The sequence below is a fragment of the Neolewinella sp. genome (genome assembly GCF_965214665.1).
Classification (GTDB): Bacteria; Bacteroidota; Bacteroidia; order Chitinophagales; family Saprospiraceae; genus Neolewinella.
In genome coordinates, this window is record NZ_OZ243970.1 from 694,056 (window position 1) to 706,917 (window position 12,862).

Here is a 12,862-nt window from a genome sequence, read left to right on the forward strand (position 1 = left end):
ATTGGCGTTTGTTGCACAGTGGTATACCACTGTACGGCTGGTGGGTTTGCTCATTTGAGTGAGGCGGCGGCTGCAAGCAATATTTAATAATCTTCGCGGCCGAATTGTTGGTACCTTCATTCTGCCAACACTTTGAACGCACACACACGCTCCAGGATATGTCTTCAATTCTACTTCGGGAGAGCCATTCGGTTCTACTTTGGATTTTTTGTTTTGTCGCTTTCGTCTCTCTTTCCGCACAAAACGGTGGGGAGTGGCACTTTCAATCCCTTGCCGGTGAGTCGGCCAAACCGCGCGCCGACGCCTCGTTTGTACGGGTAGGGGAGTACGGCTATCTGCTGGGTGGTACCGGCAAGGTACCGATTCAGCGCTACGATCCGCGCAGCCAGCGGTGGTCCAATATGTCGACTACCCTCGACAACCTGCACCACTTTCAGGCCCAGGAATTCGGCGGCAAGATCTACATCATCGGAGCACTGAAGGGCCACTACCTCATTGAAGTCCCGGAAAAACATATCTACGTTTACGACCCAGCCGCGGACGCACTCACCAAGGCCGGTAAGTTACCCAGTGGCCGCGAGCGGGGTAGTGCCGGAATGGTGGTGCACGATGGTAAGTTTTACCTCATTGGGGGTAATCGGGCCGGCCACCGCGCCACGACGCAGAATGGTAAGGGCGCAGGTCCGGTAGCCTGGGTGGATCGGTACGATCCGGTCACCGGTCGGTGGCAACAACTACCCGATGCCCCCCACGCCCGGGACCATTTCCGGGCAGTGGTCGCTAACGGCAAGATCTACGTCGCCGGGGGGGGACGGTCGCAGTACGGAGCCGCTGCGGGGTTGTACGGCGACCTTGAGGCGGCGGTAGACGTATACGATCCGGGCGCTAAGCGGTGGTTAGGTGCGGGGAAGGTGCCCGCTACGCTACCCCGGGCGGCCACCTCGGCGGCCACCGCGCTGGTTGACGGTACCCTGGTGCTGGCCGGCGGGAGGACCTCCAACGCGGGCAACGCGGCGGCAGCCACCTATTTGCTCGACGTAGCTACCGGTAAGTGGCGCCAGGGCAAGGCAATGATCCAGGGGCGGCAGTCTGCCGCTACCGCAGTTTTCGGTAGCCGGATGTACGTGGCTTCCGGTGCCGTAGAGGACCCCCGCTCCCGGCTGTCGGGGGAGGAGGTATACGTGGAATTCTTCAGCCTGGCCGACGAGCCCGTTGCTCGCTACGATGGCTGGGTACAGGTCAGTAAATCGCGCTACCCGCGGGCGGAGGGTCAAATGATTAGTTATAGCGGGGAGTTCTACCACTTTAATGGATTCGATTTCGAGTTAGACCTACAAGCCACCAACGAGAAGTATAACCCCGCCACAAATACCTGGACCACCCTGGCTCCCCACCCCCGGGGACCCAACGGTGAGGAGATTGCCGCTACCCACACCGGAGTGGCCCTGGTGGGCGATGTAGTGTGGGTGGCCGGAGGCCGAATCGGCAGCCATCCGGGTCGCGTGACAAATGCGGTGTACCTCTACGACATTTCCGACGACAGCTGGAGCGTAGGACCCGCCCTGCCCGTGCGTATCGGTGCCGGAGGACTGGCCCGACTGGGTCGTAAGTTGCACTGGGTGGGCGGCTTTGATGAGAACGCGCAGTGTAACGTCGACGACCACTGGGTGTACGACCTCGATAACCCGAAGGCCGGATGGCAGGACTATAGCGACACCTCGCCGATGCCCGAGGCCCGTAATCACTTCGGTACCGTGGTGCTCGGCGGGAAGCTCTACGCCGTCGGCGGCCAATTCGACCACGATGGATGCATGGTGGGCAAAAATCAGCGCTTTCTGCATGTATACGATCCGCTCACCGATAAGTGGACCCGTCTGGCCGACCTGCCGGACGATCAGTCCCACACCGAGCCGAGTACCTTTGCCTACAACAAAAAAATCTACTCCCTCGGCGGCCAGGGCGGCCGGAGTGCGGAGGTTTGGGAATACGACCCGGCCCGGAACAGCTGGACGGTGCGTACCGATTTGGAACTACCGTTGCGCCTCATCGCCCCCGGCGCCCGGGTGGCTCAGGAGCACCTCTACGCGATGGTAGGCGGTAAAATAGCGGTCAACATTCCGCAGACGGAGGTGCGCAAAACCTACTTCGGTAAACTTACCAGTCAGGAACTCGCCTTCTATCCGGCAAGTCTTCAACTCTCCGGCCAGCAGGTCTCTACGTCTGAGGTACTGCTTGTTAATTACAGCGCCGAAAACGAGGTGAGCTACCGGATCGCAACGGATGGGCTACCTAGCTGGCTCAACCTGGACCGGAGCAGCGGTACCGCCAGGGAGTCCTTTGAGGAGGTATCGGTTTCGGTCGACCCCAGAGGGCTGGCCAATGGGGAGTATAGCTACACGCTCCGGGCGGAGGCCACCGGATACCGGGCCGGAGAACTTCGTATCGCCTTTACGGTGACTGATGGCGTGGACTCACCCGTGGACCCCGATCCTCCGGTCGATCCCACCCCCCCGGCTCCCCCAGGTCCGCCAGCTGGCGATGTGGTCAGGGAGCTTGAGTGCGTTACCTACGGGCAAGCCTGGGTCGTGATGCGTGATGCGGCAGCGTCCGGCGGCTACTACCTGACGCCCGCTCCCGGCCGAACCTCCAAGACCGCACCGCCGGCTGACGTACCCGAGAACTTGATCGCGGTCCCCCTGGCGGTACCTACCGCGGGAAGCTACTACCTGCAGCTACGCGCCTCGGCCACCGGCAGCCTCGATGATTCTTTCTACTTCCGGGTAAACGGTGGGAAGTGGATCAATTGGGGCAATGGACTACAGTCCAGGGGACGCTTTGCCTGGCGTGCTTACCCTACTGCACTTCAGCTCACTGCCGGGACTGTACGTATCGAAATAGCCTACCGGGAAAATGGCGTCCGACTGGACAAAGTGCTCCTTGCACCAACTACCGATCTTCCTACGGGTGCGGGTCCGCAAACTGCGGCTTGCTCTCCCTCCAATCCGGAGACTCCGCAGCCGTCAGCACCTTGTGCTGGTGAGGACTGTGCTACAAGCCTATGGGCGGAGGCCGAGTGTGCTGCTACGGTAGGCGACTGGCGTACGGCACGTGACCCAGGCACGGGAGTGAGCTACCGAATTTTCGTAGGTAAAAGCGACTACGCCGGGCCGGGGGGGGTGGAGCAAAACGCGCTACGATTTACGCTAGACGTAGCCACACCCGGCACTTACTACCCCTACCTGCGGCTGAACGCGCCGACTAATTCCAACAACTCGTTCTGGGTACGCCTGGATGAGGGGCCGTGGCTGAAGTTCTGGAAAAATGCCGATGGTAGCAATATGCTCACTCAGGGCTTCGAGTGGCGACGGCTCAACGACAACACGAAGCCGATGGTGTTTGACCTTAGCGCCGGACAGCACATCCTCACGATCACTAATCGGGAGAGTGGCACGGCCCTGGATAAAATTTACCTGAGCCTGGATCCCACTTCGCCCCGTGGCATGGGTGAGACAGGTACTAACTGTGCTAAGGGGACATCTACCGCTTTCTCAGCCGGCGTGCTGCCTCAGTCCGCCTCCGCTGGATCGATGGCAGCCTCCCCTACGCTAACGCTTTACCCCAACCCTACCGGCAGCGAGCTGACCGTGGAGCTGGGCGAAGACGTAAAGGGGCAGGTCGAGGTACGAATCCTGGACCTCCACGGTCGTCTGCTGTCGCAGCGCATCTATGCTAATTCGAGTGGGAAGTTTCGGGAGCGGGTAGATGTAAGCGCTCTGCCGCAGGGTATGTACCGCCTAGAGGTACGTGCCGCTGATCAGCGGCAAGTGGACACCTTCGTAAGGGGGCTCTAAAGTTTAGTGAACTGTTAAAGTGCTGGGTGTTTTCTGGTTTGGGGGTATTTTGCGCCCATACATTCACGTCGGTGCTCCTGAGCGCCGAACAATCAGCATATATGCACCTAGCTTTACCTCATCTACTAACACGGTTTTTTACCGTCGCCATTCTTTTTTCGCTGTCGCTTCCTACTCACGCACAATCTGATACCACTTCCCTCCTTCCCTTCAGCGTCTACCTGGAGGCAGAGTGCGGTGTCCTGGGTAGCAACTGGCGGGAGGTGACCGATTCAACGGCCTCCGATTCTGCTTACATCGTTATTCGACCCGGACTCATATCGAAGGATACCCCGCCCGCTGATGCGGACTCTAACCTCGTCACCTTTACCCTCAGCGTACAGGAGGCTGATTTCTTCCGCGTATGGGGGCGGGTTCTGTCCAACTCACCCGATGAGGATTCTTTCTGGGTCCGGGTGAACGGCGGTACCTGGCAGCAGTGGTCCAACCGACTGCGCAAGGACGGCGAATGGATCTGGCGCGAGGTGGCCGGCAGCCCCTTCTACATGGCCCCCGGTACAGCCACCATTGACTTCGCCTACCGCGAGCCCAATACGCTGCTCGACAAGGTCTATGTCAGTTCGCTTAGGGCATCGCCCAGGGGCATCACCGCCGGTGCCCTTAACTGCGAGGACAACGACTGCGCTAGCTCCCCCGACGGCTGTAGCGGCGAGGTGTGGATTGAGGCCGAGTGCGGCACCCCGGGTAATGATTGGATCTACACCGTCGATACCGAGGTGAGTAACGGCGGGTACTTCTCCGCCATGCAGCCTAGTAACCTGACCGTACCCACGGCCACCGAACTACCCGATCAAGTGAAGTACGAAGTGGAGGTAACCGAGACCGGCACCTACTACATGTACGCCCGTATGGCTACCCCCGACCTGGGCAAAAATTCCTTCTTCGTGAAGATCGACGAGGGCGACTGGGTGGATTTCAATGCGGAGCTCGACGGTAGCGACCTGGTCACCGAGGGCTTCGAGTGGAAGCAGGTCAACAACATGGGTGATACGCTGACCTTTGACCTCGACGCAGGTGACCACACCATCTACCTAGCGAAGCGCGAGGCCGGCACCCAAATCGACAAACTGCACCTGCGGCAGGATACGATTGCCCCTACCGGCTTCGGTAAGGTCTCGCTGAACTGCGTCGAATCGGCCCTAACGCCGACCCGTGCCCCCCTCGATCTACGCAGCGCACTGGACGTGTTCCCTAACCCGGTCGGCAGCCAGCTTACCGTCCGGTTCTCCACCGCCGAAGTCACCGGTCGGGTACAGCTACAGGTTATCGACATGACCGGCCGCGTACTCTCGCAGCAGTCGTACGGTAAGCTTATGACTGAGCTTCAGGCCGAAGTCAATGTCGACGCGCTAGCCCCCGGACTCTACCGCGTACTGCTTACCACGGAGCGCGGGGTAGTCAGTCGTCCCTTCGTGAAGCGATAAGGTCGGGCTGTTCCCGTAGTAGCCGCGCATTGCGTTCCGGAATACCCTCCGGATCGGGATGCGCGGCTACTGCTTTTGCGACACTAGCTATCCGGAGTAATTGCAGGGTGGGGTAGGGCGATTGGTTAGTGGCATTAGCCGGATCGTCAGCCGGTACCCCGGCAAAGCAGTAGTGCGGATGAAAATGGGCCAACTGTACCAGAGCATTGGCCCCAGTGTCGGTGAGGAATGCTTCGACCTCCCCCACGAAGTCCAGAAATTGCGCAAAGTCTGTGAAAGGAGGGCTAGTAAAAATCAGTAGACTGGTCTCTACCACATTCGGCGGCTGTTCGACCAATGATTGCACCTGCGACCCCGCCCGGTAGAAGGCCTGTTCGGCGGTGTCGGCATCGCATTCTACGAAGAGAACCTGTTTTCTACGCAGCGGACCGGCCGCGAACGGACAAAGGTTAAGCCCCACCACAACCCCGTGAATCCACGCCAGGGTGCGCGCCGTGGCCGTGCTCACTCGCCCAGTGAATTAGTCAGGCGGCGGTGACCGACGTAGGTGCGCCAGCGGTCCAGAGCCGCTTGCATATCGTCGGGTAGCTCGCTGTCGAAGGATACGCGCTGCCCCGTGGTGGGGTGGATGAAGCCGATGCTCTTGGCGTGTAGCGCCTGCCGCGGACAGAGCTCGAAACAGCGCTCGACGAAGGTTTTGAATTTGGAATAGACCGTGCCCTTCACGATGCGATCGCCGCCGTACTTGCTGTCCTGAAAGACGGGGTTACCGATGCTCTTCATGTGCACGCGGATCTGGTGGGTGCGGCCGGTTTCGAGGTGAAGCTCGCAGAGGCTGACGTAGTACAGGTCTTCGAGGGTATGGTAGTGGGTCACGGCATACTTACCGGCTTCGGCCTCGGCGTAGACCGTATAGTTCTGCCGGATGCGGGGGTGGCGGCCGATGTGCCCCTCGATGGTGCCGTCCGGCGGGTCCGGGGTACCCCAGAGGATGGCCTGGTAGGTGCGCTCGATGCTGTGGTCGAAAAACTGCCGGGCCAGGGAGGCCATGGCGCGCTCGGTCTTGGCGATGACCAGCAGGCCGGAGGTGTCCTTGTCGATGCGGTGGACTAGCCCCACGCGGTCGCGGTCGTTGCCGGGTAGTACGGGGATGTCTTTCTCCTGGCCAAGGTAGTAGGCCAGGGCGTTGACCAGCGTGCCGTCGCGGTTGCCTACGCCGGGGTGGACAACCATGCTGGGGGGCTTGTGGACGATAAGCAGGGCCTCGTCTTCGTAGCGGATGTCGAGGGGGATGTCTTGGGCCAGTAGGCCCGTCTCGCCATCCTCTTGGGTGGGCACGACCAGACTGATCAGTTCACCGGGGGAGATCTTGTGGTTGGGTTTGACCTGCTGGCCGTCGACCAGGATGGAGCCATCACGTAGGCCATTCTGGATGCGGTTGCGACTCACGCGGGCCAGCTTATCGGTCAGGAACTTGTCGATGCGGAGGGGGGACTGACCGGGGTCGACCCGTATTTCTTGTACCTCGTATAGGGTTTCGTCCTCTTCCTCCTCTCCCATGGGGCAAAGGTACGGAAGTGGTATCTTTGGGTTCCCCGTATGAAACTAGCTAGTCTCGCCGTTCGTGACCCCCGGATACGGCAATTCAACCCCCCCCATCAGGTACCGCTCGTGGCGGCCTCCAGCTTTGTCTTCGACTCCATCGAACAGGGCATGGACATCTTCGACGGCAAGGAGGAGGGGCACATCTACGGGCGCTTCGGTAACCCCACCATCGACGCGGCGGCCGAGAAAATTGCCGCGCTGGAGGGCTACGGGATGGAGGGGCCTACCTACGGACTGTTCTGTAGCAGCGGCATGGCGGCGATATCCACCGTACTACTTGCACTGTGCCAGCCGGGTCACGTCATCCTCACTCAGGGCGATCTGTACGGTGGCACCAGTAGTCTGCTAGACCAACTGGAGGGGCGGGGCGTAAAGCGAGTCGTAGGGAACCTGCGTGATAGCGAGGAGATTGAAGACCGGCTAAGTGAGTCGACGGATCTCTGCGTGATCTACGTCGAGACGCCCTCCAATCCGACTTTGCGGTGTACCGATCTACAGTACCTGGCCGATCTGGCCCACCACTACGGTGCGCTACTGGTGGTGGATAACACCTTCGCTACACCGATCGTGCAGCAGCCCCTTACACTAGGTGCGGACGTCGTGGTACATTCCACAACGAAGTACCTAAATGGCCACGGTAGCGGGGTCGCAGGTGCAATAGTGTGTCGCGACGAGCAAATGATGCGGGAATTATTGACGCCGACCTACCGATTATTCGGCGGCTCGGGCAATCCCTGGGATGCCTGGCTGGTACTCAACGGCCTCAAGACACTGGCACTACGCATGGAGCGGCACGCGGAAAATGCCCTACGGGTAGCCAAGTACCTGAAGAAGCACGGTAGGGTCACGGCCGTAAACTATCCGGGCCTGCCCGATCATCCGGATGCCGCGCTCATCGGGCGACAGATGCGCACCCACGGCGGCATGCTGAGCTTCGAGTTGGACGGTGGACTGGAGGCCGCCAAGCGGTTCATGAACCGCCTCGAGTTTTGCACCCTCACGCCTACGCTGGGTGATGTGGATACGCTGGTGCTGCATCCGGCCACGATGAGTCACCGGGGCATCCCGCCGGAAAAACGGCTGGCCTATGGTATCACCGATGGGCTAGTCCGGCTAAGTGTGGGAATTGAGGCGTTGGAGGATATTTTGGGGGATTTGGAGCGGGCGATCGGGTAGGTATCACTCTATTGCGTCAGTCTGCCAACGTTGTGATGATGGTCACCGTCTATCTAGGCCAAGACTTACTCTCCCAAAGCTAACTCCATGAAGTACCTCATCTGCTGTACATTACTCGTACTGATTTGTGGACAAGCCCACACCCAAAGTGATCGTTTAACGGTCAACCTAGGGCTTGGAACAGGGCTTCAGGTAGCCGAGCGCGACGGCGGCCCCACAGCGGCGGTCGAGGTGAACTACCGCGTAGGGAAAGTGGGCCGGCTCGCCTACGGTATTGGTGCCGGCTACCTGTACCAGCGCGTGACAGTCAGAGATGGTGAGATGGAGCTGATTTTACTCAACCCCCTGATCGACGGTCTATTCGATAATGATCAAGTCAGTACAGTATATCAACTAAATCAGTCTGTGGTGTACGTGGCTCCCTTTCTTCGCCTAGCTACGGGACGGTTCCAGCACATGGTGTCCGTACAACCCTCTTACTTAATCGATGCGAACATAGATGCAATGACCTACCGGAAAAACGGGCAGGGAAAGCCAGTGGGACCGCCGCTCGCAGAGGCCACCGCTGAGCTGAGGGAACGCGTCTTTGATACAGCCACCTCGGACAATTATCGCCAGTTTGACCTCCACCACCGATTTTTTACTACGGTGGCGCTATCCTCGCAGTACGCTTTATCCCCACGCTTTGCGATCGGGCTGGAACTGCGCAGTCTATTTAATCCGCTTGTTTTACGAGTTGACAGGGGCCTAGCCTGTGGTGGTACAAACCGCTGTATCAACAGCGGTCTACCGTATATCCGTCGGGAAGCAGCGGCTTCTGTTCCTATCCTGCTACTGACTGCCGCCTACCAGCTCTAAGCAATGCGCCTATCTTTGCCGGCCCCAACCAAAGACCATGTCCGCCAAAGAAGCCTACAACAGCCAGCAGGTAGAAAGCAAGTGGTACCAGCACTGGCTGGACCGCAACTACTTCCGCAGTACGCCGGACGAGCGCGAGCCTTACACCATCGTGATCCCACCCCCCAACGTGACCGGGGTGCTGCACATGGGCCACATGCTCAATAATACCATCCAGGACATCCTGATCCGCAAGGCCCGCCTCGACGGTAAGAACGCCTGCTGGGTGCCGGGCACCGATCACGCCAGTATCGCTACGGAGGCGAAGGTTGTGGCGAAACTGCGCGAGCAGGGGATCAAAAAATCAGACATCGGGCGGGAGGAATTCCTTAAGCACGCCTTCGCCTGGAAGGAGGAATACGGGGGGGTAATTCTCCAGCAACTGCGGCTGCTGGGGGCAAGCTGCGACTGGGAGCGTACCCGCTTCACCATGGAACCCTCCCTGTACGAGGCGGTTATCAAGGTGTTTGTGAAGCTCTACAAGTCAGGCAAACTCTACCGCGGCCTGCGTATGACCAACTGGGACCCCGAAGCACAGACCGTCCTGAGCAACGAGGAGGTCATCCATACCGAGGAAAACGGCAACCTCTACCACGTCCGCTACCGCGTGGAGGGTACCGACGACCACTACATCACCGTAGCTACGAGCCGGCCGGAAACGATCATGGCCGATACTGCCCTGGCTGTCAATCCCGATGATAAGCGCTACAGCCACTTTCACGGCCGTAAGGTGATCGTACCGCTGGTGAACCGGGTGGTGCCGGTGATCCCCGATGACTACGTCGACCCCGAATTCGGCACCGGCGCCCTCAAGATCACCCCCGCCCACGACCCAAATGACTACGCCCTTGGCGAGAAGTACGGCCTGGAAGTCATTGACATCCTCACCGCCGACGGTAAGCTCAACGAACTGGCCGAGGTGGCCGTCGGCATGGACCGCTTCGACGCCCGCGTAGAAGTCATCAAGCAACTCAAGGCCAGCGGCGACCTGGGCGAGATCAAGCAGTACCGCACCAAGATCGGCCGCAGCGAGCGCACCAACGCCGTAGTCGAGCCCCGCCTGACGCTGCAGTGGTTCATGAAAATGGAGGACACGGCCGCCACCGCCCTGGCGGCTGTCACGGGTGGCGACATCCGCTTCCACCCCCCGGGGATGGTGAATATGTACCGCTCCTGGCTCGAACCCGACAACGTGCGTGACTGGTGCATCAGCCGTCAGCTCTGGTGGGGGCAGCGCATTCCGGCTTGGTACCACGGGGAGGAGGTCTACGTGGCCGAGACCTTCGAGGAGGCCCTGCACGACGCGCGCATCAAACATCCCGGACTGAAGGCTGAGGAACTAAAGCAGGACGAGGACGTGCTCGATACCTGGTTCAGCAGTTGGCTCTGGCCGATGTCGGTCTTTGATGGCTTCGGGGAGGATAGGACGGAGCTGCGCTACTACTACCCCACCAACGACCTGGTCACCGGCTGGGATATTATGTTCTTCTGGGTCGCCCGTATGATCATGGCCGGCTACGAGTTCAGCGAGGACCTGCTGGGTAAGAAGTTTGTGAAAAAGAACGGGCGCATGCCCTTCCGTGACGTCTACTTCACCGGTATGGTGCGCGACGAGAAGCGCCGCAAGATGTCGAAGTCCCTCGGCAATAGCCCGGATGCGATGGAGCTGCTACGTACCTATGGCGCAGATGGGGTCCGCTACGGCATGCTCTCCAGCGCCGCGGCCGGCAATGACATCGTTTTCGACGCACCCATACAGGACGGCGAGGTGCTCAATGAAAGCCAGCTCTGCGAGCAGGGCCGCAAGTTTTGCAACAAGATTTTCAACGCCAACCGGCTCATCCAGTCCTTCTCGGTAACAGATCGCGAGCCCGATCCCGCCGCCGCCCTGGCCACCCGCTGGATTGAGGCCAAACTCAACCGCACCATCACCGAGGTCGACCGTCTCATGGCCGAATACCGCCTGAGCGAGGCGATGGTCACGCTGTACCGCCTCATCTGGTCCGATTTCTGCAGCTGGTACCTGGAGGCTATCAAACCCACCGATGGCAAGTTGAGCCGTGTAACTTACGATGCGGCCATCTTGGTCTTCGAGCGCATGATGATTTTGCTGCACCCCTACCTGCCCTTCATCACCGAGGAGGTCTGGCACCAGCTTCGACCCCGGGGGGCCGGTGACGATTGTATCGTAAGTTCATGGCCCGCCGCCGAAGCCGCTGACGAAGAGGTGCTTACCACTTTTGACTTACTGCAAGATACCGTCACTCAGGTCCGGGATATTCGCAACCAGCGCGGTATTTCGCATGGGGAGTCGCTCGACCTGGCCGTCCTGCGCTCACCACGCACGGAGCAGCTACTGGGCGGGGTCGCGGGTGCCAGCCAGTTCGTGCAGCAGGCGGGCAATCTGGATACCCTCACGCTGGTGGAGGCCGCGCCCGATAACGGCCTTCCCTTTCTGATCGGTAATGATACGGCCTATCTCATTTTGCCAGGTGAGGTTGACCTGGCTGCCGAGCGGGCGAAGACGGAGGAGGAGCTGGAGCGGCTGCAAGGTTTTCTGAAGTCGGTAGAGAAAAAGCTCGGCAACGAGCGGTTTGTCGCCAATGCCCCCGAGGCGGTCGTGGAGCTGGAGCGCAAGAAGCAGGCGGACGCTACGGCTAAAATTGCTAGTCTGGAGAAACTGCTTTAGCTCCCGGTCCTCGGTATCCCTCTTGGCTCCCGGCATCCCTGCCGGGTGGGCGAAAAAGCGAATCGTGGGCGCATGTGTTCTCGATGACTGAGGTAACCATCGCTCCGACAGCCCACCGCGGCTAGGAGCCACGAGCCGGCAGTTCGGAACCATTCCCCCCCGCGCGGCGTACCTTACGTAATGCTCCTCGACCAACACGGCCGCCAACTGACCTACCTGCGCCTGGCGGTCACCGACCGTTGTAACCTGCGCTGCCGCTACTGCATGCCTGCCGGGGGCATCGACTTCGCACCGCGTAGCGAGCTTCTGACCTACGATGAGATTTTTCACCTCGCCGACGTACTAGCCGAGCTAGGTATAACCAAGGTGCGCCTGACGGGTGGGGAGCCCCTCGCGCGCCGCGATCTACCGGTGTTAGTTCAGGGATTGGCAGAGCGTTTTCCTACGCTGGCTATGACCACCAACGGCGTGCTGCTGCCGCAGTACCTAGACGAACTCGCAGCCGCCGGGCTCACCACCTACAACCTCAGTCTGGACACGCTACGTCCGGACCGCTTCTTTAGAATTACCCGCCGCGACGAGTACGCCGCCACCCGCCGTGCCCTGGAGCTGCTTCTGGAGCGCGGCTGCAACGTAAAGATCAACGTAGTAGTGATGCGCGGGCAAAACGACGACGAATTGCTCGACTTCGTGGCCCTAACCCAGGAGCATGCCCTCGACGTTCGTTTTATAGAGGCGATGCCCTTCAACGACGACGACGGCAATCACGACGTATTTGTATCCTACCCGGAGATGCTAGACCGCATCCGGTTGGCGCACCCCGAGCTGGTGCAGTGCTCTGAGCAGGGCAGTAGCGCCGTCATCTTCCGAGTACCCGGTGCTCGCGGCAGGGTCGGCATCATCCCAGCGTACAGCCGTAGCCTTTGTGGCAGTTGTAATCGTCTCCGCCTGACCCCTAAGGGTACTATGCTGAATTGCCTATACTCGACAAAGGGACTAGAACTCCTGCCCCTTCTGCGCGCCGGCATCGGGCAGTATGAATTGGCTGAGCTCATTCAGGCCTACGTGTACGGCAAATACGCAACGGGCCACGAAACCGAGCGCCGGGAGCAACAGGGCAATATCTTTGCCAGCATGACCAGTATCGGCGGATAAATTAC

At 60.0% G+C, this 12,862-nt stretch carries 8 protein-coding genes; 6 read left to right on the forward strand and 2 right to left on the reverse strand.

The genetic code is table 11. The features are described from left to right. Positions 1-158 precede the first annotated feature (158 nt). Together ACOOHD_RS03190 and ACOOHD_RS03195 are read left to right on the forward strand one after the other, a co-directional pair. Entirely contained in the window at positions 159-3,851 is a 3,693-nt protein-coding gene (locus ACOOHD_RS03190) for a Kelch repeat-containing protein (protein WP_420460118.1), read from the forward strand. Between the two features lie 101 nt (positions 3,852-3,952). Then, positions 3,953-5,335 carry a T9SS type A sorting domain-containing protein gene (locus tag ACOOHD_RS03195; protein ID WP_420460119.1) on the forward strand — a complete coding sequence of 461 codons (1,383 nt, stop codon included), beginning with the start codon at positions 3,953-3,955 and terminating at the stop codon, positions 5,333-5,335. Here the strand turns inward: ACOOHD_RS03195 and ACOOHD_RS03200 are convergent. Both ACOOHD_RS03200 and ACOOHD_RS03205 read right to left on the reverse strand, forming a co-directional pair. Next, the gene (locus ACOOHD_RS03200) at positions 5,310-5,843 is read right to left on the reverse strand and encodes a DUF1415 family protein (RefSeq protein WP_420460120.1); all 534 of its coding nucleotides are present in this window, start codon (positions 5,841-5,843) and stop codon (positions 5,310-5,312) included. The genes ACOOHD_RS03195 and ACOOHD_RS03200 overlap by 26 nt on opposite strands. Beyond that, positions 5,840-6,895, reverse strand: coding sequence for an RluA family pseudouridine synthase (locus ACOOHD_RS03205; RefSeq protein ID WP_420460121.1), 1,056 nt, complete (start codon positions 6,893-6,895; stop codon positions 5,840-5,842). The genes ACOOHD_RS03200 and ACOOHD_RS03205 overlap by 4 nt, the downstream gene beginning before the upstream one ends. A 39-nt stretch (positions 6,896-6,934) precedes the next feature. Between ACOOHD_RS03205 and ACOOHD_RS03210 the strand changes: the two genes are divergently transcribed. From ACOOHD_RS03210 to moaA, 4 genes are all read left to right on the forward strand, one after another. Continuing rightward, positions 6,935-8,116: a trans-sulfuration enzyme family protein gene (locus ACOOHD_RS03210; RefSeq protein ID WP_420460122.1), complete on the forward strand. Its 1,182-nt coding sequence runs from the start codon at positions 6,935-6,937 to the stop codon at positions 8,114-8,116. Between the two features lie 87 nt (positions 8,117-8,203). Then, positions 8,204-8,974: a hypothetical protein gene (locus ACOOHD_RS03215; protein WP_420460123.1), complete on the forward strand. Its 771-nt coding sequence runs from the start codon at positions 8,204-8,206 to the stop codon at positions 8,972-8,974. A gap of 37 nt (positions 8,975-9,011) precedes the next feature. Next, positions 9,012-11,702: a valine--tRNA ligase gene (locus tag ACOOHD_RS03220; protein ID WP_420460124.1), complete on the forward strand. Its 2,691-nt coding sequence runs from the start codon at positions 9,012-9,014 to the stop codon at positions 11,700-11,702. Between the two features lie 180 nt (positions 11,703-11,882). Next, positions 11,883-12,857, forward strand: a complete 975-nt coding sequence (gene moaA, locus ACOOHD_RS03225) for a GTP 3',8-cyclase MoaA (RefSeq protein WP_420460125.1) — start codon at positions 11,883-11,885, stop codon at positions 12,855-12,857. Positions 12,858-12,862 lie beyond the last annotated feature (5 nt).

Bases quoted from the DNA above. Each gene is read 5' to 3' on its own strand.
- ACOOHD_RS03190 (WP_420460118.1), top strand. From the start codon at position 159: ATGTCTTCAATTCTACTTCGGGAGAGCCATTCGGTTCTACTTTGGATT.
- ACOOHD_RS03195 (WP_420460119.1), top strand. From the start codon at position 3,953: ATGCACCTAGCTTTACCTCATCTACTAACACGGTTTTTTACCGTCGCC.
- ACOOHD_RS03205 (WP_420460121.1), bottom strand. From the start codon at position 6,895: ATGGGAGAGGAGGAAGAGGACGAAACCCTATACGAGGTACAAGAAATA.
- ACOOHD_RS03210 (WP_420460122.1), top strand. From the start codon at position 6,935: ATGAAACTAGCTAGTCTCGCCGTTCGTGACCCCCGGATACGGCAATTC.
- ACOOHD_RS03215 (WP_420460123.1), top strand. From the start codon at position 8,204: ATGAAGTACCTCATCTGCTGTACATTACTCGTACTGATTTGTGGACAA.
- ACOOHD_RS03220 (WP_420460124.1), top strand. From the start codon at position 9,012: ATGTCCGCCAAAGAAGCCTACAACAGCCAGCAGGTAGAAAGCAAGTGG.
- moaA (WP_420460125.1), top strand. From the start codon at position 11,883: ATGCTCCTCGACCAACACGGCCGCCAACTGACCTACCTGCGCCTGGCG.